At 61.2% G+C, this 21,053-nt stretch carries 20 protein-coding genes and 2 tRNA genes; 13 read left to right on the top strand and 9 right to left on the bottom strand.

All coding sequences use genetic code 11. The features are described 5' to 3' along the window. Nucleotides 1–78: 78 nt before the first annotated feature. From ACWPM1_RS09775 to ACWPM1_RS09745, 7 genes are all read right to left on the bottom strand, one after another. Entirely contained in the window at nt 79–2,337 is a 2,259-nt protein-coding gene (locus ACWPM1_RS09775; protein ID WP_455694639.1) for a beta strand repeat-containing protein, read from the bottom strand. A 56-nt stretch (nt 2,338–2,393) separates the two neighbouring features. Next, nucleotides 2,394–4,445, bottom strand: coding sequence for a beta strand repeat-containing protein (locus ACWPM1_RS09770; RefSeq protein ID WP_455694638.1), 2,052 nt, complete (start codon nt 4,443–4,445; stop codon nt 2,394–2,396). Nucleotides 4,446–4,919: 474 nt separating this feature from the next. Beyond that, entirely contained in the window at nt 4,920–5,924 is a 1,005-nt protein-coding gene (locus ACWPM1_RS09765) for a CsgG/HfaB family protein (RefSeq protein ID WP_455694637.1), read from the bottom strand. Nucleotides 5,925–5,932: 8 nt separating this feature from the next. After that, on the bottom strand, nt 5,933–6,367 hold the full coding sequence (locus ACWPM1_RS09760; RefSeq protein ID WP_455694636.1) for a curli assembly protein CsgF: 435 nt from the start codon (nt 6,365–6,367) through the stop codon (nt 5,933–5,935). 175 nt (nt 6,368–6,542) lie between these two features. Further along, nucleotides 6,543–7,136 (bottom strand): helix-turn-helix transcriptional regulator, encoded by a 594-nt coding sequence (locus tag ACWPM1_RS09755; RefSeq protein ID WP_455694635.1) that lies wholly within the window; start codon nt 7,134–7,136, stop codon nt 6,543–6,545. 140 nt (nt 7,137–7,276) lie between these two features. Beyond that, nucleotides 7,277–7,837: a hypothetical protein gene (locus ACWPM1_RS09750; RefSeq protein ID WP_455694634.1), complete on the bottom strand. Its 561-nt coding sequence runs from the start codon at nt 7,835–7,837 to the stop codon at nt 7,277–7,279. A 22-nt stretch (nt 7,838–7,859) separates the two neighbouring features. After that, nucleotides 7,860–7,933, bottom strand: a tRNA-Val gene (locus ACWPM1_RS09745). A 144-nt stretch (nt 7,934–8,077) separates the two neighbouring features. On the opposite strand from ACWPM1_RS09745, the gene ACWPM1_RS09740 reads away from it, so the two are divergent. The 13 genes from ACWPM1_RS09740 to ACWPM1_RS09680 all read left to right on the top strand — a co-directional run bounded on the left by ACWPM1_RS09740 (nt 8,078) and on the right by ACWPM1_RS09680 (nt 18,826). After that, the gene (locus tag ACWPM1_RS09740) at nt 8,078–9,559 is read left to right on the top strand and encodes a tyrosine-type recombinase/integrase (RefSeq protein WP_455694633.1); all 1,482 of its coding nucleotides are present in this window, start codon (nt 8,078–8,080) and stop codon (nt 9,557–9,559) included. Between the two features lie 200 nt (nt 9,560–9,759). Further along, nucleotides 9,760–10,074: a helix-turn-helix transcriptional regulator gene (locus ACWPM1_RS09735; protein ID WP_455694632.1), complete on the top strand. Its 315-nt coding sequence runs from the start codon at nt 9,760–9,762 to the stop codon at nt 10,072–10,074. Between the two features lie 221 nt (nt 10,075–10,295). Then, nucleotides 10,296–12,506, top strand: a complete 2,211-nt coding sequence (locus ACWPM1_RS09730; RefSeq protein WP_455694631.1) for a DUF5906 domain-containing protein — start codon at nt 10,296–10,298, stop codon at nt 12,504–12,506. A 79-nt stretch (nt 12,507–12,585) separates the two neighbouring features. Next, the gene (locus ACWPM1_RS09725) at nt 12,586–12,975 is read left to right on the top strand and encodes a hypothetical protein (protein WP_455694630.1); all 390 of its coding nucleotides are present in this window, start codon (nt 12,586–12,588) and stop codon (nt 12,973–12,975) included. Then, entirely contained in the window at nt 12,972–13,247 is a 276-nt protein-coding gene (locus ACWPM1_RS09720) for a hypothetical protein (protein WP_455694629.1), read from the top strand. The genes ACWPM1_RS09725 and ACWPM1_RS09720 overlap by 4 nt, the downstream gene beginning before the upstream one ends. Before the next feature lie 174 nt (nt 13,248–13,421). Then, nucleotides 13,422–13,883 carry a hypothetical protein gene (locus ACWPM1_RS09715; RefSeq protein ID WP_455694628.1) on the top strand — a complete coding sequence of 154 codons (462 nt, stop codon included), beginning with the start codon at nt 13,422–13,424 and terminating at the stop codon, nt 13,881–13,883. An 18-nt stretch (nt 13,884–13,901) separates the two neighbouring features. Further along, entirely contained in the window at nt 13,902–14,156 is a 255-nt protein-coding gene (locus ACWPM1_RS09710; RefSeq protein ID WP_455694627.1) for a hypothetical protein, read from the top strand. Between the two features lie 143 nt (nt 14,157–14,299). Beyond that, a complete protein-coding gene (locus ACWPM1_RS09705; protein WP_455694626.1) occupies nt 14,300–14,944 on the top strand; it encodes an HK97 family phage prohead protease in 645 nt (214 codons plus the stop codon). 29 nt (nt 14,945–14,973) lie between these two features. Continuing rightward, nucleotides 14,974–16,065 (top strand): phage major capsid protein, encoded by a 1,092-nt coding sequence (locus tag ACWPM1_RS09700; RefSeq protein WP_455694625.1) that lies wholly within the window; start codon nt 14,974–14,976, stop codon nt 16,063–16,065. A 184-nt stretch (nt 16,066–16,249) separates the two neighbouring features. Continuing rightward, a complete protein-coding gene (locus ACWPM1_RS09695) occupies nt 16,250–17,428 on the top strand; it encodes an XRE family transcriptional regulator (RefSeq protein WP_455694624.1) in 1,179 nt (392 codons plus the stop codon). Beyond that, nucleotides 17,428–17,913: a DUF4411 family protein gene (locus ACWPM1_RS09690; RefSeq protein WP_455694623.1), complete on the top strand. Its 486-nt coding sequence runs from the start codon at nt 17,428–17,430 to the stop codon at nt 17,911–17,913. Before ACWPM1_RS09695 ends, ACWPM1_RS09690 begins: the two co-directional genes overlap by 1 nt. A 60-nt stretch (nt 17,914–17,973) precedes the next feature. Then, nucleotides 17,974–18,210, top strand: coding sequence for a hypothetical protein (locus tag ACWPM1_RS09685; protein ID WP_455694622.1), 237 nt, complete (start codon nt 17,974–17,976; stop codon nt 18,208–18,210). A 40-nt stretch (nt 18,211–18,250) separates the two neighbouring features. Continuing rightward, the gene (locus ACWPM1_RS09680) at nt 18,251–18,826 is read left to right on the top strand and encodes a hypothetical protein (protein ID WP_455694621.1); all 576 of its coding nucleotides are present in this window, start codon (nt 18,251–18,253) and stop codon (nt 18,824–18,826) included. Nucleotides 18,827–18,926: 100 nt separating this feature from the next. On the opposite strand, the gene ACWPM1_RS09675 is transcribed toward ACWPM1_RS09680, so the two are convergent. Then, nucleotides 18,927–19,001 (bottom strand) — tRNA-Val (locus tag ACWPM1_RS09675). A gap of 93 nt (nt 19,002–19,094) precedes the next feature. Beyond that, nucleotides 19,095–20,972, bottom strand: coding sequence for a signal peptide peptidase SppA (sppA, locus tag ACWPM1_RS09670; protein ID WP_455695156.1), 1,878 nt, complete (start codon nt 20,970–20,972; stop codon nt 19,095–19,097). Nucleotides 20,973–21,053 lie beyond the last annotated feature (81 nt).

Below are 21,053 nucleotides of genomic sequence, written 5' to 3'. Positions count from 1 at the left end.
AAAGCCTAGTCCGCCTCGCGAACCTCACGAGCCAGAATGGCGTGGCGGGGCAACCTTGCGATCGCCCCGCCGTTACGCTTAGTTCGTCCCCTGCGTGACTGTGGCAGTATTGCCGATGCCGGCCTGGTTCACGGACGAATAGTTGTCGGCCGAGTACTGGCTGACAGTCGCGGTGTTGCCAGTGCCATTCTGGATTACAAACGACTCGTTGCTCGCTGAGAGCTGCGTGACGGTTGCCGTGTGGCCGCTGCCCGACTGCTGATCGATATCCGAAAGGTTGTCGATGCCATCTTGATAGACGATCGCTGTGCTGTTGGCGGCCGACTGCAGGGTTGTCGCGTCGTTGTCGCTTTGATCCTGATAGATGTCGGCGCGCGAGTTGTTCGAGCCGGCAAACTGACGGATCGTGGCGGTGTTGTTGGTGCCACCAAGGGCGGTGTAGCCCTGACGAACACCGGTGCCCTGATAGATGCGGGCATTTGAGCTGTCGGAAATCTGCTCGACGGTTGCCTTGTTGCTCAGGCCTTCCTGCCAGATCTCGCTTTCGGCAGCGACGCCCGTCGCCGGGTCGGGGAAACCGGTGTATTCACCGCTGCTCGCGCGACGCGGGTTGGCATCGCCATTGCCCGAGAGGGTAACGTTGGCGACGTTGCCCTTACCGCCCTGCGCCAGGTAGCTGTAGGTATCAGCGCCGGTCTGGGTCACGAACGCTTCGTTCTTGGGACCCGTAGTGACCGGAACATTGCCTTCATACTGGATCAGCACGTTGACCGACTTTGCACCTGATTGCACAACGGTGGCGTCGTTCTTGTCGTTATACTGGTAGGTGAAGCTGTCGCTGTTCGCACCGCTTTGCGTCACCTTGGCCATATTGCTCGTGCCGTTCTGGTTGATGTCGCTGATCGACCCTGCCGAGCCGGCCAGCTGCTTCACCGTGGCGTTGTTGTTGCTGCTCGAAGGGGCGAAGTTACCCTGCTCGAGGTTGCTGGTAGCATCGTCGCGCTGATCGACCGACGCGATATTGCTCGTACCGTCCTGACGCAACGTCGAGAACGCCCCGGTGCCGCTTTGATCGACAGTGGCCAGGTTGCCCGTGCCATTCTGATCGACGATCGAGTCTGCATCGGCAGTCTGCGTGACAGTCGCCTGGTTGTCATCGCCGAGCTGGTCGATGTCCGACGACGCACCATCGCTGCCAGCGAGCTGGCTGGTCGAGGCCGTGTTGTTGTCACCGGTCTGGTCAACGGTCGCCAAAGCGCCTGAGCTGTTCTGCAGCACGGTCGAGTTGTTCGACGGAGCGCCGTTGGTCGGGTTGTCGGCGGTCTGCGTGACGAACGCGGTTGACGCGCCGTTCTGTGTCACGTTCGACAGGTTGTCCCCTTGGGCTACCCCCGGAGCGCCGGTCGACGGAACGCCAAGCTGGGTCACAGTCGCCTTCGCACCGCCCGCAGTCTGGGTAACAGTCGAATCGTTGTAGATGCCGGTCTGCTTCACCGTGGCATCAGCGTCGCCCGACTGCGTGATCGCCGAGTTGTTGAGCTCGCCAACCTGGGTCAGCTTGGCGAACGCACCGTCAGCCGACGCGGTCTGGGTGATGTCCGAGTTGTTGCTCGAACCGCCCGTGCGGAGGCTCGGGAACTGGCTCTGCGAGCGCGTCTGGTCGACGATCACAGTGGCGCCATCGGCGGCCTGGACTACGGCCGAACGACTGTCGTCACCGTTCTGGTTGACAGTCACCGAGCTGTTCTCGCCGCTCTGATCGACATCCGAGTTGTTGTCGTTGCCGAGCTGCGTGACGAAAGCATCGTTGTTGACGCCGCCTTGTGTCAGGTCGCTCGTGTTGCGGTCGCCGGTCTGGAAGACATTGCCCAGCTGCTGGTTGCCGCTCTGCGAGATCTCCGACTTGTTGTCCGCACCGGTCTGGATAACACCAGCGTTTGGAGCAGGCGAAGGCGTCGAGACCTCGTTCTGGTAACCGGTCTGCCCGATGATCGACGAGTTGCCGTCGCCCTTCTGGATAACCGAGGCGCCGTTGTTCCAGATGCCGCTCTGAGTGATCTTGGAATAGCTGTCGCCATCCTGGTTCACCACAGCATGGTTGCTGTTGGCGGTCTGGGTGATTTCGGATTCCGCGCCGTCACCCTTCTGGTTGACGATCGCGCTGGCAACGTAAGCGTTGGACTGATCGACAGTCGACTTGCCGTTGGTGCCGGTCTGGCTGATCGTGGCAGTGTTGCCCTGGCCGCCCTGATTGACGCTTGAGGTGTTGTTCTGAGCTATCGCCGGCGTAGCAAGCAAGGCCATCGCCGAGGCTGAGGTGAGAAGAATCTTTTTCATGAGAAATCCTATCGGAAAGAGAAAAAGCCGGCACCCGGAGGTGCCGGCCTAAGTTCTTAGTTCTGGGTGACGGTCGCGGTGTTACCCGTGCCGCTCTGGCTGATCGTCGACAAGTTGCCGTCCGACAGCTGCGAGACCGTGGCTGTATTGCCGGTGCCCATCTGGTTCAGGTAGCTGTTGTTATCCGCACCGCTCTGAGTGACGTTCGCGATGTGATTCGAACCACCCTGGATCACGTCGGCACGTGAGCCGTCGGCGTCCGCAGTCTGGGTCACCTTGGCGTAGTTGTTGGTGCCGAGAGCCAAGTTGTACCCAGCCGATGTCTGCTCCAAGCCTTGGTAGATGGTCACGCGCGACGCGTCCGAAGCCTGATCGATGTAGGCCTTGTTGTTGTCGCTGACCTGCCACACGTCGGTCTCAGGCGGCTCGTTGTCGCGGTAGCCAGCGCCAGTGGTCTGACGACCCGCAACGCTCACGCCCGCACCGCTTACCTTGATGTCAGCCAGGTTGCCCGAACCCTCCTGGGAGGTGCCGGAGAAGTTGTTCGAGCCTGACTGGTTGAGCTTGATCGTATTGTTTTCGGCGGTGGTCGGACGGATACGCTCTCCCACCTGAACGGCGCGGGCGGCGTTGCCGGTGCCGCTCTGCGTGACGTCGACAGTGTTGAGGTTGGCACCGAGGCGCTGTTCAACAAATAGGTCGTTGCTGGTGCCGCTCTGCGTCAGGATGGCGGCGTTGTTGTCGCCCGCCTGCTTCAGGTCGCTCACGTTTCCGGTGCCGGTCTGCAGAATATCGCCTTCGTTGCTGAGGCCCGACTGCAAAACCCGCGAGGTCAAGAAGGTACCATCCTGACCAACAGTAACGTCGCTGTCAGCGCCGCTCTGCGCCACGGTCGAACCGTTGTTCGCACCGTTCTGCGTCACGATCGCCTTGCTGTTCGCACCCGACTGGTTGACGCCAGAAGTATTGGTAAAGGCGGGCCCGACCGACGGCTGACCCGTCTGGGTCACTTCGGCAAGAGTGTTGGCTGCACTTTGCGAAACTTCGGAAACGTTATCTCCATAGTCGCCGCCCTGCTTAATCGTGGCTGTGGCACCCACCGCGGCGGCGTTCTGCGAGACCGTCGAAGTGTTGTAGATTCCGTTCTGCGTTACATTGGCGGTGGCGTCCGCAGCCTGGTCGATATCCGAGAGGTTAAGCTCGCCGTTCTGCAGCACCGTAGCGCTCGCGCCATCTGAACCGACCGTCTGATCAATGCTCGACACATTGTTAGCACGACCGCCGAATTCGCCGAGGGTGTTGCCGCCGCCTTGGGTGACAAGTGCGGTTGAGTCCGAACTCTGTGTGATGTCCGACTTGTTGTCGTCGCTCGTCTGATAAACGACTGCAAGGCCATTTGGAGTGGTGTCGTTGTCGCCGTTGACGGCGTTCTGCGTCAAGTTCGAAACGTTACGGCTGCCCGACTGAGTCACGATGGCGTTGTTACCAGTGGGGTCGCCCGCGAAACTCAAGTTAACCGAGTAACCCTTGTCGTCCAGCGATTGGCGCACGTTCGACTGGTTGTCATCGCCAGTCTGCTCGACATATGTGCGGTCTCCACTGCGCTTGTTGGCATTGCCCTGCTGGATGTCCGAGCGGTTGTTTATGCCGCCTTGGTCGACTTCAGCCCACGATCCCGTGCCGGCCTGGACGATGTTCGAATACGCGTCGAGGCTGCCGGCACGCTGGCGAACGCCCGCCCCGGTCGGCTCGCCATTCACTCCTGCAGCAGGATAGCCAGCAGGCGAAGAATGGTCTTCTACGCTGTTCTCATTGCCGGTCTGGTTGATCTTTGATTCGCCGCTGGTGCCCAGCTGGTTGACCTTCGCGCGATTGCCAGCAACCTGATCGATGTCCGAAGTGTTGCCGGATCCCGCCTGGTTCACGACCGCCAGGCTTCCATTGCCGATCTGGTCGATGTCAGAATCGTTATTCGAGCCAGGCTGAGTGACAGTCGCCTGATTGGTGTTGCCAGTCTGATTGATGGCCGAGTCATTGCTCTGCCCGAGTGCCGGCCCGGCGATCAGCAGCGCGGCCGCCGACACCGAGGTCAGGAAAATATTCTTCATTTCAAAAGCTCCTGAAAGGAAAGTTGGTCCGTGATGTGCGGCCCGGCACCCGGCGAAGGATTTCGCTGAATGCTGAAGCGTGGACCCTTTGCCGGGCCTCGTTGTGTCGTTCGGACTGCCGCGGCGATGGATGCGCCGCTTCAGCCCGCTTTCCGGACAGGAGCTTGGATTCACTGATCTTTAATCCTGCGAGCGCAGGAACCCGGTGTAGGCTCGGGTGTTGATCCTTGAACACGGTTGTCAAACTCCAGTCGGAGAGTTCATAACCGTGCCGGTCTTGCGCCAAGGCGCAGGGCTGACACGGTTGTACACGCAACTTCGTCAAATCGGGCGCGTCGGGGCTGCAACCTCGGCGCGCCTTTTCTTCACCGACCCTGAAAAGCGGCTGCAACCGCTCCAGGCCCCACCGGAGATATTGTAGCATCGGACGGTCCGGCTCCGTCCGCGCCATCGAGCGCCGCTAGCGTGCGGCGATCAATTGTTTACCCGCACCCCGGCCCGATGGCCGAGAGCGGTTTGTTCTTCCTCGCTCTCCGCCGAAGCGGTGCGCACGGTACGTTGCGGCGTGATCGGCGGCGCATTGCGCAGCGCTTCCGCCATACGGTCGGCGTCGATCTTCCCGTCGCGTTCTTCGCGGTAGCGCGCGAGCAACTCAGCGCCGGCCTGGGGATCGGAGAATTTCCAGAGATCGAGTTCCACGCCCTCGAGGACCATGGAGTAGACCGCTTTCTCGATCGCTTGCTGCAGGGCGACCTGGTCAGGCTCGTTGGTCGTATACCCCGCTTCGGCCTGCAAGAGTTCTTTAAAGGCGATGAAGCGGAAGGCGTTCGCCCCTAGCGACTGGCTCGCGATGGTCTTGGATGCGGTCACCGTGGTCAGCACTTCCCCGGTGCGCACCGAAACCGCCCGCAGGTAAACGGTGACCGTGTCCTGACGATACTCGGTCCGCCCGCCGATGCCGAGGAACGCGGCGCCCGCGCCCCCGGTGACGGTGTTGGTGTCGTAGCCAACGACGCCGCCTTCGAGAATGACGCCAGCGAACAGCAGAGCGGGGAGGGCCTGCGGGTTGAGGTCCTTTTCACCCAGATAACGCTCGCGCATTTCGCGGATGATCTGGCGTTCGTTGAGCAGGTTCTTCAGGGCTTCGCGTTCGACAATGGTGAACCACTGCCGATTGCCGGCATCCTGCAAGGCCTTGACCAGGATGGACGCGCCGCCCTGGCTCACCGCGCGCGACAGCGTCTGGCCCGCTTCGGTCGGCTTGAACTGCCCGGTCTGATCCGAAAATCCGTAAACCGCCACCGCAACGGGCCGATCCGCCGCTGGCAGCTTCGACAGCAGCGTTTGCGTTTGCGTGCGGTCGGGGATGTACGCCTTGGACGTCGTTTCGGGGAACGCCGTGTTCCCGTGCTCGGTCACCGTTGTGCACGCCGAAAGCGCGAGCGCGGAAATGCCAGCAAGAAGTGACTTGAACTGCATTGCCGACCCTACGGTTGTACGTCGATGAACGTGGGAATGACGATGGTCGTCACTTCGCCGGTGTCGTTATCGGTGATGGTCAGCGTGACCTCGGTCAGGCTGCGGACGAACGAAATGGTCTGGCCGCCGAAGCTGATCGTGCCGCTTTCCTGCGGGTCGTCACCGAAGATGGCGTCGACGATCTGCGAGGACAGCGCCGACAGAAGGCGTGACTGAAGCTGGCGGGCGAAAATGTCGGCCTGCGAGCTGTTGGTGGTCGCCTTCGGGTCTTTGTAGTCGTTCTGAGCGTTGGCGACCCCGAGAAGGTGCGCGGAGTTGAATGGGTTACCGCCGAACGTCGGATCGATCGGCTGATAGGTAATGTCCTGCGCTACGACGTTCGTCGCCAAACAACAGGAAATAAGCGCGCAAACCTGCATGGCTCGCGCTGCGGCCTTGTTCATAGACACCCCCGGAGTGGACCTCGGTCCCTCAGTTCGACCCCCGCGGTTAGCCGGTTGGCTTTCCGAAAGTTAACGGTGTGCTACGTCTTCGAAACCTGATTCGCATCCCCCATACTGGGGAGAAACGTAAATCTTCTCATGCCGTTACCGCCTGCGTCCCTTTTCAGGACAGAACTCAACACGCACAATATCCCCGTACCAGTTGCGTTAGCTGAACGGCTGACGCCACGCCGGACTTCGAGTGTATTTGCTTGAGGTGCGTGCGGACGGTGCTCAGCGAGATATTGAGGTTGTCGGCTATCTCACGCGGACAGCGCATAAGCGAGAATTCATCCAGCACGCGCGCCTCCGCAGCGGTCAACTGCAGTGCCCGGGCGAGTCCGCTTTCCTTCACGCTCTTGTAAGGGATTGATAGGTTCGCGAGCACGCAGACCGTGTTGCTCAGGCCTTTCGGAGTCCACGCCAGGATCATGGCCCAATGGCGCTGCGTCCGACTGCGGATGAGGAGGCTGTCGCATGCAGTGGACGCGTCTTCGAGAAATTCGGCGAGTGTCGACGTACTCGAGGCATGGTCTGTTCCGAGTACACCACCCGATATGTGGAGTGGCGAGGGCGACTGCAGGAGCCGAGCCGCGTCAGGGCTCTCCCAAAGCACTCTCCGTTCGCGGTCCACGACGACTCGTGGCCGGGCATCGATGACGCCCAACATCTGCTCAAAACACGGATTGAAGTCAGTTGCCGCGACCTCGCGGAACTTCAAAGCGGCCATGCGAACCCCCATTCGTCGAGCCATGGAACCATGGTTTTGGCAACGAAAGCGGGAATGGAGTTAACGCATGAGGTCGCTGCGGAATTGGAGAAAATCGACTTTCGGGATAACTAACCTGATGAATTCGCGCCAGATTGAACCTAATAATTCGCAACTTTCGTGCAGCGCAAGCGCTCATGCGCTTGATGGGATCGAAATGGGTGGTGCCCTGAACGCTCGCGCACTATGGCGACGGCGCTAACGTCCCGGTCGCGCCGCTCCTTGGGGGTTGGCGTGCGAGGGGAAAGCGGCCGTCCGTCGATGTTGCCGCTCAAAATCCCAATCCTATATCCGTGATGGGCCTGCGGTACCTCGCACACTTGCTGTCCGGGGAATACACCGAACACCGGGCCGCCCTGCCGGCATGGCGGGTTGAATTCGACGACGACGCGAACCGCGCGCTTTATGTTGCGCAGGATACCGGCGTGCTGACGGCCAGGCGATCGACGCTTTGGCGGGTGTTCGATTTCCTGTGGTCGCTGCACATCATGGACTTCGAGAACGACGAGGACTTGAACACGCCTCTCCTGATCGGTGCCACGGCGGTGAGCCTCGTGATGATCATTTCGAGAATCATCATGTTTCCAGCAGGCTCGGTTTCCACGCATGGCGGTGGCGAAGGCGGAAGGCGCGGCCCGGATGAATTGCGGACGTTCGACCATCTTCCCCGCGGCATCGAGAAGATGGTGGGCGCGACAGGGATTGAACCTGTGACCCCACCCGTGTGAAGGGTAGCCTGTCAGCGAACGTACGCGAACGCTGGAGAACTTTGCTCGCAGTAACACACGAAAATACTTTGCGAATTTCACTTTCCGAGGGAGAAGGAGCGAACGCAGGGGACCGGAGGAGTTCGATGAAGAACCCTCCAAAAGACCCCCAAAAGACCCCTTTTGGAGTTCGCCATGGCCAAGACACACCTCTCGGAAGCCGCCGTTGAACGATACCGCCGCCCACAAAGCGGGCGCACAGAAGTATCGGACAGTGAGCCTGGGCTATTCCTCTGGATTACCTCCAATGGGGCCAAGTCTTGGGCAGTGATCTATCGCCTGCCGGAAGAGGGCGGCAATCGCACTCGCCGCCGGAAGTCAGTTGTCGGCCGCTGGCCTGCGATGGACGTCGCCTCAGCGCGCGAGAAGGCGAGAGCCTACATGGCGCTGGCCGCTGACGGCATCGACCCGGAGGCGCGGCTGGCAGAGGAAAAGGCGGCTGCCGATCGAGCCTCATCTGACCAGCAGGCAGGCACCTTCCGCGCCGTCGCAGAGAGCTACATTGCGGCGATGAGGGCTGGGCAGCTGGTCGGCGGGCGCAAGCGGGCTGTGACCGCGACTACCGCCACGGCGCGCGAGCGGTTGCTTGAGCAGCGGGTCTTGCCAACGCTCGGCGATCACCCGCTTTCCGACATCACGACGCCCATGGTGGCGCGTTTGCTCACCCAACTGGACAAGGCCGGTGGGCCGGTGGACGAAACGCTCAAGGCCATTCGCGGCGTCTTCAAGTTCGCACTGTCGCGCGGGCTGTTTCATGGGGCGCTCCCGACTACCGGCATGACCAACCGCCAGCCGCCGAAGAAGATCACCCGCGCGCTGACCGATGAGGAATTGCGGGCAATCTGGGGCGCGGCGGGGCAACAGGGTTGGCCATTCGGCTCGGTCGTTCGGCTCCTGCTACTGACGGGCCAGCGCAAGAACGAGATTGCCGGACTGACTTGGGGCGAGGTGGACTTTGACCGAAAGCTAATCGTGTTGCCTGCCGAGCGGGTGAAGAACCGCAAGGGCACACATGAGGTCGCGTTGACCGAACCTGCGCTGGAAATCCTCCGGGATGCCCTTGATCGCTGCAATGCTCTCGCGAGGCCTGACGAGCGGCCCAGCGGGCCATTGGCTACGGACTTTGTCTTTCCGAGCGACACAGGCGTGACGTCGATCAGCGGTTGGAACAAGCTCAAGGCCAAGCTGGACCTGATTGTGCGCGGCAACCTGGCAGGCGTCACCGCCGATGAGTGGCGGGCGTTGCGAGCGGGCGGGGCGGTCACGTGCCAGACGCGACAGGGCAAGCGGGCTGCGCGGGACAAGATTGCCGATGTCGAAATTACGGCATGGCGCATCCACGACTTGCGGCACACTTTCATCACGCGCTGCCGCGACGGCGACGAAAACGCGGAAGGTGAGATTGTGTGGTCAGCGCCGCTCGACGTTCTGCAAGCGGTAGTGAATCATGAAATCACAGCTGGTGTCACGGCGGCGTATGACCACGGAGACCTTCAGCGGCGCTACCGGCTGCGCAAACGCGAGTTGATGGAGTGGTGGGCGCGCAAGCTCATGGTGATCGTAGGCGAGGCTGAGGCGCAGGACAACGTTGTGCGCATGGTGAAGGTCGCGAATTAAAGCATTTTGAGTTTCGAAAAAGTTGATTCATAAGGGTTCGAAGTCGTCGTAAGGGCGACCGAACAAAACCGACCGCCACAGACAATCGGAATGGGGCTCCCCCGTTCGTCTGCCGCCGAAGGGCAAGCGCGCAAGCGCCCATGACAGATGGCCGTTTCTGACAACTTGAGGCTGAAGCCTCAGGCAGAAGGACGTTGCCAATGCCTGCTCGTAAACATCGCACCGGTGAAGAACTTCACGCGTGGGAAGCTCGCAAGAAAGAGCACCTCCGGAACCTCGAGATTGCCCGAGAGACTGTGAAGTCCATCTCCGGGCACACCCTCATCCGCCTCGACGAGGCGGCGATCATGATGGGGATGACCAAAAAAACCCTCCGCGAACATGAACATGAAAGGCTGCCCGGCTTCCCCCCGCGCGTCACCCTCAGCCCGAAAGTCACTGGCTTCCGGCTCAAGGATATCGAGGGTTACATCGATAGCTGCAAGGCTCCGCAGGAAGTGGAGCCAGCCGAATGACCGACCGCTGCGACGGTGACGCGCCGTGGGCAGGGGGTGGCCCCGCCCCGGGGGATGGGGCGGGGACCGGGGACCATACCGAAGGAACGGACGGCAAGGCTGAGTTTCGCTCCGAATGGGGCGGAAAGAAAGGGGGGACTGTCGCCGACCTGGGGGAGATTCCAGCGGTCAGGGCCTACCTGAGCCGCATCGGCGCGGAAGCTATCAACTTCCGTTCGGCGGTGATCCGCTCAGGCGGAAAGTACCCACGCGAACTGGCCCGCTTGCTCTTCACCAGAGAGGGTGAGGTCAAGCTAGTCCGTGGCGAAGCGGACCTTCCCAATGAGATCGAGGTTGAGGGAATCAAGCAAGCCTTCGCCCACATCGAACTTCCAGCCAGCCAGCCATTCCTATGGACAGGCAGGCACCCGCCAAGGAACGTGAGCGATATTCCGTGGTCGAAGGCAGAGCCCTCAAACGTCTACATCTGCTGGGACCGGCAGCGCGAGCACATTCTGTTCGTTCAGGAGCGGGTTGATCGCGCGGACAGAGGCAAGGATTACCTGCCTTGGTCCTACTGGAGCGACGCGACTTGGCGGCTAATGGAGCCGGACGAGAAGCTTCCGCTGAACGGCCTTGAACAGCTCGGCAGTGGCTCAGAATATACCGAGGTGTTCCTGCACGAAGGGGCAAAGGCAGCTAACGCCGTCCGCGCCCTCCTCGACGATCCCGTAGCCCTGAGCCGGCATCCGTGGGGAGTGGAACTGAAAAGCGCTGGCGCCGCCCATCTTGGCTGGCTGGGAGGGGCAGGCAGGCCGACAGAAACCGATTGGGACGCGCTGCGGAAGGCGGGCGTCACCCGCATCACCTTGATCTGCGACAACGACGCTGACGGCAAGGATGTGGTCACACCCATCTCTCGTGCGGTCAATCTGCCAATGGACGCGCTATTTTTCGACGGTCGGTTCCATCCGGGCTTCGATCTGGCTGACGACTTCCCCGACGATCTGTTCAAAGGGAAGGGCGAGAGCCGGAGATATGTTGGGCCTCGCCTAGCGGACTGCTGCCACCCAGCAACGTGGGCAACGCGGAAACTGACACAAGAAAACCGGCGCGGTGCCCCAGCGTTCGAAGCGCGGCGAGAGTTCAGCGCCGATTGGATCTACGTCATTTCGACCGGTTCCTTCATCCACCGGCGGCGACCGACTACCCTGTTGAACCCCGATCAGTTCAACAGCGCCATTCGGCCCGTGAGCGACGTCAAGAATACTGCCGACCTGCTGCACCGGAAGGCGAGTGTGAAGGTGGATAGCCTTTGCTACTTGCCAGAGTTGCCGAGCGGCGTCGTGGTTGTGGAAGGCGAGCGCAAGTTCAACACCCATGTGCCCACGCGAATTGAGAAGCGGAGGGGCAATATCGCCCCCTTCTATCGCTTCATGCGGCAGATGCTTCCCGACAAGCAGGATCGGTTGGAAGTGATGCGGTGGGCGGCGACGCTGATTGCCCGTCCCGATATCCGGATGGCTTACGGGCTGCTGCTTTGCTCACCCGCGCAAGGCGTAGGTAAATCGACGTTCACCGATCACATACTTGCACCCTTGGTGGGAGCCAACAACGTCTCCCATCCGGACGTTCATCGCGCGGTGACGAGCGGGTTCAATTCGTGGCTGGCGAACACGCGGCTCGTCGTCCTCGCGGAAATGTATGTCGGACACCTTGGAGCGAAGGCCTACGACACTCTCAAGCCGTTGATGACAGACGCGACGGTGACGGTGAACGAGAAGTTCCGGCCAGAATACGAACTGGAAAATCGGGCGCACTTTGTCGGTTCGTCCAACTCGCGCGTGCCGATGTTCATGGCCGGGACCGACCGGCGCTGGTTCGTGCCTGAGGTGACGGAAGTTAAGCAGCCCAAGGTCTATTGGCGACAGTTTTACGCATGGCTCGCGGGTGGCGGGTTAGCCGCTATTCACTACTGGGCTTTCGCCTTCGCCGAGAAGCATGGTGGAGTTGCACCGGAAGATGAGGCTCCCAGGTCATCGGCTAAAAGGGCGCTTGTTGAGTCCAGCCTGAGCGACGGACGGCGGTTGCTCGTCGACTTCGCGGAGTACCTGAAAGGCCTCGCGGCGGAAACTGATGCCGAAGGCGGCCCAAAGGTGCCTGTGCGGGTGATCGTCCCCATCGCGGCGGTGAAGCATTGGTTCGGGGCGCAAGAGCACCTGTCTTTCTCTGAAAAGAAGATGAGCGAGCGCGCCATGCTCGAAGTGTTCGAGGACGAAGGGTTGAACGTCCGCAAAGGGGATGGGCGGGTCCAGCGGCGGGCTGCCTCTGGCTATCGCAAGATCACCGCCATCGCCAACTTCGTCCCTGCGGCCGACGAGAAGTGGGCTGACCTCGCTGAGAGGCATCTGTGGGATGTCCAAACGATCAGGGACAAGTTCGATGCCCTGTGACCGGTTCCACCCTCCACCCTCCAAACGACCCCCCAATACAATTAATCGCGGACATAATTCGAGAAAGGTTGGAAAGGATATGGAGGAATTAATTCTTCCCGAAACCGAATTCGGTTCCCCGTTGAAGGGTGGAGGGTGGACCCATGAAGCGCCCGAAGCCGCATTCCTGCACCGCATCGCCGCCGCCGCCAACGAGTGCGCCGCGCTCATCGGCCTGCCCGTCGCGATAGATGACGACGAACTACACGCCGCCCTCAAGGCTGCCGGACACAACCTGACAACGACGGCACGCCAGCGCCTGGCATCGGAAGTCGGGCTGCATCCATTCCCGCAAGAACGCTGGCGCTGGCATGATTCCGAACTGCGCGTGGTTTGCACCGCGCCATTGGACCCGCGCCCGCAAGAGCGATGGGACGACTGCTTATTCCTCACCCCGCAACGCCTACTTCAACAGGAGCAGCCAGCATGATTATCAACGGCACTGACTATCCCAGCATCGGCCATATGCGCGCCAAGGCTTTACCCGACGGCGAGTGGCAGCTGGAAATCTACCCGCCCACGCAAGGCCCACTCATGGGCCATGAGCCCGCGACTATGGCTGAGGTCACGGTGAGCGCCGCCGAACTGGAGCGCATCGACCGCGTGGCTCCGCACCTCGTCACTGACCGCTTCCGACGCGATTGGGCGAGCCGGTTCTACCCGTTCCGGAAGCAAAGCGCAGGGAGCGCAGCCGATGCCTGAGCGCACCCTTACCCTAGCCGAGCCGCCGCTTGGCGCTCCTGCACCACCGCTGCCCATCCTGCACCACAAGCGAGGGTGGGGGGCGCAGTCAAAACTTGACGACTTTTCAGCCCGAGGAACCGCCGTGGAACATGAAAACAACGCTAACCCTCAGTTCCCAACAAGGAGGCTGCGATGACGAATAAGCCGCGCCGCGCTCGCACCGACAGCGTCGCCAACCTGCACCGCATTTTTGCCGGAGCGAATATCGAGGTCGCTCCCCCGGCGCACGTGCCGCTCGCAGACAACGACTATCCGTACTGGTTCTCGATAGTGTCGGAATACGCAAAGGCCGATTGGTCACTCTCGCCCCATGCGCTGGAAATCGCCGCTTTCCTCGCTCGCACCATGGCGAGCCTCGAAGAGCAGCAACGCCTGTTGAGTGTGGAGGGACCGCTGACCGTAAAGCCTAACGGCACGTTCGGACCCAATGCACGCAACCGGGTAGTGGCCCAACTGCATGGCCAGGTGCTCGCGCTACGCCGAACGCTCGGCCTGACCAGCCGCGCCAAGGCAGGCGGAAGCAAGGAAGCCGCAAGGCAGCGCGACCACAACCGCGCCGCCGAACTCGACAATCACGACGATCTTCTCGCGTAACCATGGAAGGAACAAAACATGAACAAGGATAATTGGCAGGAGTGCATCCCCACTGACGCGCAACTGCGGCTCGCCGAGCAGGTTGAGCAGGCCGTCCTGCAAGAGTTGAAGTTGCTGGGACCAGTGCCCGCAGCGGTCATTCTCACGGGCCTGTTCTGCGCGATTTCGAAGATCATTTCGTATCAATCCGGCGCTGACCAAGTTGCCCCCTGGTTCGAGCGGCAGGCCGCAATCGCCCGCGAGGTGCAGGATCAGATGCGAAATCCTAACTGACGGATTTAAAACACTTTTGCAGCGATTGTAGATGGCGCATAAGGAGGCTGTTCGAGCGCGTGGAGTGTCACGCCTCAAGCCGCGAAGTGCCGCTGTAATCGCTGAACGCCGAGCAAGATCGCTCGCCATCCGACGAGGTGCGCATGGAATACGCGGGTTCTCCGTTTGAGATTAAGCAGCTGGACGCAAGCGGCCACATCGAGGGCTTGTTGGCGGGCTTCGGCGACGTCGATCACGGCGGCGACAAGCTCATGCCAGGGTGCCTCCGTAAGTCGCTGGCGAAGCGCACCGTGCCGCTGCCCATGCTGCTGCATCACGACATGAAGCGCCCCATCGGAGCGTGGAAGGAATGGCAGGAGCGGTCCGAAGGGCTTTACGTCAAAGGCTCGCTCACCCTGTCCACGCGCGACGCGCAGGAAGCCCACGCGCTGGCCAAGGACGGCGCACTGACGGGCCTCAGCATCGGCTGGAAGCCGGTGCGCGGCGACCTCGACCAGAAGACCGGCGAACGCATCATCACCGAGGCCGAACTCTACGAGGGCAGCCTAGTCACGGTGCCGATGCACGACCGCGCGCGGGTGACAGCGGTGAAGACCTTGGAAAGTCCAGCGGACCTTGAGCGAGGGCTCCGCGAGCTGGGCTTGTCCGGGCGCTGGGCGAGGGAGGGCTCGTTCGCCCTTTGGCGCCTCAATCACAAGCAAACCGACGACGAAGAAGCTGAGGCCGAAGCCGTCGCCATTCTCAACGCATCTGCCGCGCGCATTGCGGCCATTGGAGTAGCATCATGAACGCACTTACGAAGGACTTCACGAATGCCGTGGAAGCCCAGTTCGACAAACTCAACGCCGACGTAAAGAAGGCGCTGGACGCGGCCAACGTAGCCAAGACCCTCACTGACGAGCTGGCGCAGCGTGTTGCTGAAGGCGGAAGCTCGTATGGCGACGAGGGCGGCGAAAGCTGGGGCGCGCAGTTCGTCAAGAACATGGCGCAGCTGGAAGCCGTTTCGCAGGCATCTTCCCACGGTCGCCGCGCCGCGTTCGGCGTCGAGGTGAAGACCACTATCACCACCGGCTCGACTTCTGGCGGTCCGCTGGGCAACGCTGCCTACCGCGACGGCATCAGCGGCATGCCGCGTCGCCGGATGCAGGTGCGCGACCTGTTGCCTGTTGTGACGATCTCTTCGGGTTCCGTAGAATTCCCGAGGCAGACAGCCCGAACCAACAACGCGAGCACGGTGGCGGAAGCCGCTGCAAAGCCGGAAAGCGCCTATGGCTTCACGATGGAGACGGTGACGCCCAAGGTCATCGCGCACTGGATTCCGGCCTCGCGTCAGATCTTGGAGGACGCCCCGCAGTTGCGTGACACCATTGATGGTGAGCTGCTCTACGGGCTCGCCTTGATCGAGGAGACGCAGCTGCTCACGGGCGACGGCTCGGGCGAGAACCTTGATGGGCTGATCGCCAACGCGACGACCTATTCGGCTCCGTTCGACCCTGCCGGCACGGAGACGATGCTGGACACCATTGCGCTCGGCATTCTTCAAAATGCGCTGGCGGATGAACCGGCCGACGGCATTGTCATCCACCCTTCCGACTGGATGCGTATGCGGCTGCTCAAGGACGCCGACGGCAAGTACCTGCTTGGCGACCCCGCTGCCCAGGTGGAGCCGCGCCTGTTCGGGCTGCCGGTAGTCGCCACGCAGGCCATGACGATCGACAAGTTCCTCGTGGGCAACTTCGCCCGCGCTGCGACCTTGTATGACCGTTGGACCCCGCGTGTTGAGGTAGCATCGGAGCACTCGGACTATTTTGTTCGGAACATGGTCGCGATTCTGGCCGAGGAGCGCATCGCGCTTGCAGTGAAACAACCGCTGGCACTTGTGTACGGCGACTTCGGCAACGTCGCCTAACCAGTGACAACCGGCGGATGCTGCCGATCCCCCAGCGTCCGCCGTTCTCAGAACCGGCAGCAGGGTTTTCTCCTTGTTACCTGCTGCCGGTTCGCACTTTCCCATGGAAGCTTGTTCGGGCAAACAGCCCGCATGGGTGGGCGAGCAATCACTTTCTTGAGGTATGGGTCACGTGGCTAAGCGCGTGAAGGCGACCATTAATCCGGACGTTCTTCAATGGGCGCGGACTTCCGCATCTTACACGTTGACTGCTGCTGCTGCGAAGCTGGGCATCGACGAAGCGGCATTGGCGGCGTGGGAAGCTGGCGACGATCAACCCTCAGTCTCTCAGCTCCGCAAGCTTTCAACAGTCTACAAGCGGCCATTGGCTGTGCTCTATCTGCCCGAGCGCCCTCTGACTTTCCTAGCAATGCATGATTTCCGCAGATTGCCAGAAGGCGGGTCCAGAACATTTTCGCCGGAGCTCGCGCTCGAGATTCGCCTCGCTCAGCAACGCCGCGAATTAGCGTTAGACTTATCCGAAGACGAGGGTGACGGCGATTTCCCTGCCTTCACACTAAACACGACGCTCGATGTTCCTGTGGAAGAAGTAGGACGGCAGATACGTGATGCGTTGTCTGTCACCTTCGAAACGCAGTCCAAGTGGCGCGACACGCGCGCGGCATTCATAGCTTGGCGGTCCCGCATCGAAGCGATGGGCGTTCTGGTTTTTCAGACGACGCGCGTTGAGAGTAAGGAAGCGTCTGGCTTCGCCCAATGGGCGCCAAAAATGCCTCTGATCGCGGTGAACCAAAAGGATGCGATGGGTCGCCGCCTTTTCAGCCTGCTTCACGAATTGGCCCATCTAATGCTGCATCAGAGCGGCGTATCGGACTTGGATGATGGTCGCAGGCAAGTGTCGGACCAGCGAGTAGAGGTTTTCTGCAATCAGGTTGCCGCAGCAGCATTAATGCCAAAGCTGCAATTCCTCTCACAGCCGACTATCGGGAATGCCCCCTTGGGCCGCCGTGAGTGGTCAGACGACGAGATTGACGCCTTGGCGAAGACTTTCAGTGTCTCGCGCGAGGCTGTCGTTCGCCGCCTCCTGACGCTCGACCGAACTACGGATTCATTCTACCGGCAGAAGCGTGCCCAGTACCTGCAAGAATATGCGGCGGCTCAGGCGCGAAAGCGCCAGACAGAGAACAAGAAGCCAATCCCCCGAAATATGCCGAATGAGACGGTGGCGGCAGTGGGCCGCCCGCTCATCCGATTACTGTTGTCACAGTATCATTCAAGGCGGCTGACACTCGCAGATGTCTCGGGCTTCCTGGGTGTGAAGGTCCGGCACCTGTCAGGCATTGAAGATAGGTTGGCGCGGTAATGGCGTCAGCGAGCAGGGTCTATTCCATCGACACGAGCTCGCTGTTGCACGCTTGGCGACGCGCCTATCCACCTGAGCAATTCCCTGGATGGTGGGCGAAGTTAGATGACCTCAGCGACAGCGGTCGGCTTGTCGCAAGTATTGAGGTCTATCACGAACTCGAAAAAAAAGACGATGAGGTTTTTGCGTGGGCCAAGGAACGCAAGCACCTTCTGTTCCGAGAGATTGATGAGGATGTGCAGGATGCCGTCGTCTCGATCATGGCCACTTACCCGCGACTTGTTGACACAAGGACAGGAAAATCGGGCGGTGACCCTTTCGTCATTGCACAGGCCCTAGCCCTCGGCAGCTCCGCGTGCGTCCTCACAGAGGAGGATGGCGGCTCTGACAAGTCGCCAAAGATACCGCATGTCTGCAAACTGGAGAGTTTGGAGTGCTGCAACTTGATTCAGATGATGAAGCACGAGGGTTGGACGTTCGGTTAGAGAGCGACATTCGCGCGCTCCCTCTTGCCAAGTGTTCCTTTTTTGTTCCACGACCGCTGGATGATGATTCGGCCCGACAACAGCGAACTCGAAAGCGCGATCAACATCGCCCTCAAGACCGCGCCCAACTACGCCGTCCGCAACGTGTTCTCGACAACCGGGAAGCTCGACCGGCACGTGGCCATAGAAACGCTTACCGCCCGCGTGGTGGAGGCTTTGAGGCCATACGACATCACCCGTGAGCCGCGTCCGTATGAGGTCGGCCTGGGGACGTTGCCACTGTTTCCAGACGACTAAATCATTTGCGCTCCTCGGCGAGACGAGCCAGTTCTGGCAGATGGAGTTTTGGACCGCTTTCGGGGCAATTGCACAGGCGGCAGGTGCGATAGCTACGGTTGCCGCAGTCGTCGTGTCATTGAATCTGGCTCGCGCAGCTTCGCGGCCCAAACTCTACATGGCGATAGATTACGAACGAGATTTTGATGACGATGATTATGAGAGCATTGCGTTCCACCTTGCGAACGTTGGCTCGGTTTCGGCCAAGATCGTCGCAATCGGCTGGGAGATAGGTTGGATTTTCCCGGACAGGCGGTTGGCCGAGTTTGATCCAGCCGATGGATTACCGGTTTTCCCGCACATCTTAGAGCCCGGGGAATCAATCTGCTTCAACTTGAGCATACCGCGAACACTCGCGGAGATGGCGCGGCATCCCAAGCTCTACCGTCGAAAAATTCTACCAGGTTTAAGTGCTCCAAGACGGCTCATCGGAATTGCCCATTTGTGGTCTGGGCCGAGCCCTCGAAAGCGTCCGAGCACAGCGGTGCTTGGGAGGATCGCTGGGAAAGACCGCGACTGCCTTGTGCCTGTGAGTTACCGTGTGCATTCGCTGCAGCCGCACAGAAACTTCGACTAAGGTGCACTCGCAAAGTTGCAGAAGACCCCTCCAAAGACCCCTGAGAGGATTTTCACCCCATCAGGGGAGACCATCTTTAAACTTAAGTCGTTGAAAAAGATGGTGGGCGCGACAGGGATTGAACCTGTGACCCCACCCGTGTGAAGGGTGTGCTCTACCGCTGAGCTACGCGCCCGTCCTGGCGGCTCCCAAGCAAGGTTCGGGGCACGGGGACAGCGGCGCGCCTTTGCCAGCCCGCCCGACGCTTGGCAAGCGCGCAGAGGCCGTATCAGCTCACTAAAGCGAGCAGTTTGGCAACCCAGGATTCGATCGGGCGCCTCGCCGATCCGTGCATGACTGGCGCACATTCCAGACAGTAAGCCTGCATCCCCTGAGCGCTCGTCAGCCGATCCAGATCGGCCGTCAGCTGGGCAAACGTATCGTGTCGCCGGGCAGCGAACACGCTCACCACGTCCGAGCTGTCCTCCCGCTGCGCGCTCTCGCCTATCAGCAATCGGCGCAGGAGCGTTTCGGAACTGCGCCCCTCGTCCCCGAGGAACCGCGGGTGCCATTTGTCCTTTTCCAGTTTCGCCTGTGCCGCGACCCAAGCGAGGGCATCGTCAAGCCCGCCGTATTGGTCGACCAGCCCGATCTGACGCGCCGTGCCGCCGTCCCACACCCGCCCCTGGGCAATCTGATCGACGCGCGCAGGGGTAAGTTTCCGTGACTGAGCAACCCGGCGAATGAAGTCGGCATAGCCGTTCTCGACATACCCCTGGATGAGCGCGTCTGCTTCGGGCGAAAAGCCGCCGATGAGGTCGGGTTCGCCCGACAGCGGAGTGGTCTTCACCCCGTCGGCGTTGACGCCCCACTTGGCTGCAGCCCGCTCGAACGTCGGTATGACCGCGAAGATGCCGATGGAGCCTGTGATGGTCTCCGGCTCGGCGAAGATGCGTTGTGCGGGCGTAGAGACCCAATATCCTCCGCTGGCGGCGACGTTCCCCATCGACACGGCAACGGGAATGCCCTTTGCCTTGTGACGCAGGATCGCGCGGCGAATTTCCTCGCTGGCCAGAACAGAGCCCCCGGGCGAATCCACTCGTACGACGAGGCCCTTCAGATCGTCGTCCAGCGCATCGTCGAGCAACTTTGCGATACGTTCGCCGCCAGCGGTGCCGGGTCCCGCGTCACCGTCGACTATCTCGCCGGCGATTGTGACCACCCCGACCACATCGCCGTCATCGTCGAACGGGTTGTCGGCCAGCCAGGGCTCGAGCTCGGTCATCGCAAAGGCGCCCGGGGCGTCGCTCCACGGGTCGTCCCCGGCAAGCGCGGCGACGCGCTTGCCGAATGCCACCTTGTCGCCCAGCCGGTCGACCAGCCCGGCGTTCTTCGCGGCAGTCGCTGCGTCCCCGTTCGCCCGGGCCAACCATGCCGCGGGGTCACGAGTTGCTTCAGCAATGCGGACCTTCGGCCGAGCCTTGGCCACATGTGCCTGCCATTCCGCCCACAATGCGCCGTAGAGCTGCGTGTAGTTTTCGCGGGCCGGGTCCGACATTTCGTTGAGAGTGTAGGGCTCCACGGCGCTCTTGTAGGTGCCGACCTTGTATACCCGGGCGTTAACGTCGAGCTTTCGCAGGAGGTCGCCGAAGTAGAGGTGGTTGCCGCCGGGCCCGAGGACCATAGCTCCCCCTAGAGGGTCGACCCATACCTCGCTCGCATGGCTAGCCAGCATCACCCCGTCATCCGTGTAGGCGATGGCCCAGGTCAGCACCGGCTTCTTGGCTGCACGGACCCGATCCAGCGCTGCGCCCACCTCGCCGATATGGACCTGTCCGCCGCCCAGGAATCCCGTGAGGTCGACTACCACCGCCTTGATCCGATCGTCCTTCGCTGCTTCGTCGATCGCGTGAACTAGTTCCTGGACGTCGAACTCTCGGACCGGCGCTTCCGACGACATCAGAAGACTTAGGAAATCGATTTCGCTCCTCTCCTCGACGATCGATCCTTCGAGCTTGAGCAGCAGCGCGCCCTCGCGCACCGCGGCCGGACTCGGCCTGGCGGTGAGCACCGCGTAAACAGCGAAGAAGAACAGCAGCAGGAACACGAGGCTGAGGCCGTCCTTGACTGCTACCATCAGGTGCCAAACCTTGCGGGCGAAAGACATACTTGTTGAAACCCCGTCGAAGCTGCCGGTCAGATAGGGAAGGGCGGCGGGCATTGCCACCCGAATGCGCTTGACCGGTCC

The organism is Tsuneonella sp. HG249 (assembly GCF_053819205.1).
This window is presented reverse-complemented; position numbering and strand designations above follow the sequence as displayed.

Excerpts from the sequence above, each read along its gene's own strand:
- ACWPM1_RS09775 (WP_455694639.1), bottom strand. The coding sequence starts at position 2,337 with ATGAAAAAGATTCTTCTCACCTCAGCCTCGGCGATGGCCTTGCTTGCT.
- ACWPM1_RS09770 (WP_455694638.1), bottom strand. The coding sequence starts at position 4,445 with ATGAAGAATATTTTCCTGACCTCGGTGTCGGCGGCCGCGCTGCTGATC.
- ACWPM1_RS09765 (WP_455694637.1), bottom strand. The coding sequence starts at position 5,924 with ATGCAGTTCAAGTCACTTCTTGCTGGCATTTCCGCGCTCGCGCTTTCG.
- ACWPM1_RS09760 (WP_455694636.1), bottom strand. The coding sequence starts at position 6,367 with ATGAACAAGGCCGCAGCGCGAGCCATGCAGGTTTGCGCGCTTATTTCC.
- ACWPM1_RS09755 (WP_455694635.1), bottom strand. The coding sequence starts at position 7,136 with ATGGCCGCTTTGAAGTTCCGCGAGGTCGCGGCAACTGACTTCAATCCG.
- ACWPM1_RS09750 (WP_455694634.1), bottom strand. The coding sequence starts at position 7,837 with ATGGTCGAACGTCCGCAATTCATCCGGGCCGCGCCTTCCGCCTTCGCC.
- ACWPM1_RS09740 (WP_455694633.1), top strand. The coding sequence starts at position 8,078 with ATGGCCAAGACACACCTCTCGGAAGCCGCCGTTGAACGATACCGCCGC.
- ACWPM1_RS09735 (WP_455694632.1), top strand. The coding sequence starts at position 9,760 with ATGCCTGCTCGTAAACATCGCACCGGTGAAGAACTTCACGCGTGGGAA.
- ACWPM1_RS09725 (WP_455694630.1), top strand. The coding sequence starts at position 12,586 with ATGGAGGAATTAATTCTTCCCGAAACCGAATTCGGTTCCCCGTTGAAG.
- ACWPM1_RS09720 (WP_455694629.1), top strand. The coding sequence starts at position 12,972 with ATGATTATCAACGGCACTGACTATCCCAGCATCGGCCATATGCGCGCC.
- ACWPM1_RS09715 (WP_455694628.1), top strand. The coding sequence starts at position 13,422 with ATGACGAATAAGCCGCGCCGCGCTCGCACCGACAGCGTCGCCAACCTG.
- ACWPM1_RS09710 (WP_455694627.1), top strand. The coding sequence starts at position 13,902 with ATGAACAAGGATAATTGGCAGGAGTGCATCCCCACTGACGCGCAACTG.
- ACWPM1_RS09705 (WP_455694626.1), top strand. The coding sequence starts at position 14,300 with ATGGAATACGCGGGTTCTCCGTTTGAGATTAAGCAGCTGGACGCAAGC.
- ACWPM1_RS09690 (WP_455694623.1), top strand. The coding sequence starts at position 17,428 with ATGGCGTCAGCGAGCAGGGTCTATTCCATCGACACGAGCTCGCTGTTG.
- ACWPM1_RS09685 (WP_455694622.1), top strand. The coding sequence starts at position 17,974 with ATGATGATTCGGCCCGACAACAGCGAACTCGAAAGCGCGATCAACATC.
- ACWPM1_RS09680 (WP_455694621.1), top strand. The coding sequence starts at position 18,251 with ATGGAGTTTTGGACCGCTTTCGGGGCAATTGCACAGGCGGCAGGTGCG.
- sppA (WP_455695156.1), bottom strand. The coding sequence starts at position 20,972 with ATGTCTTTCGCCCGCAAGGTTTGGCACCTGATGGTAGCAGTCAAGGAC.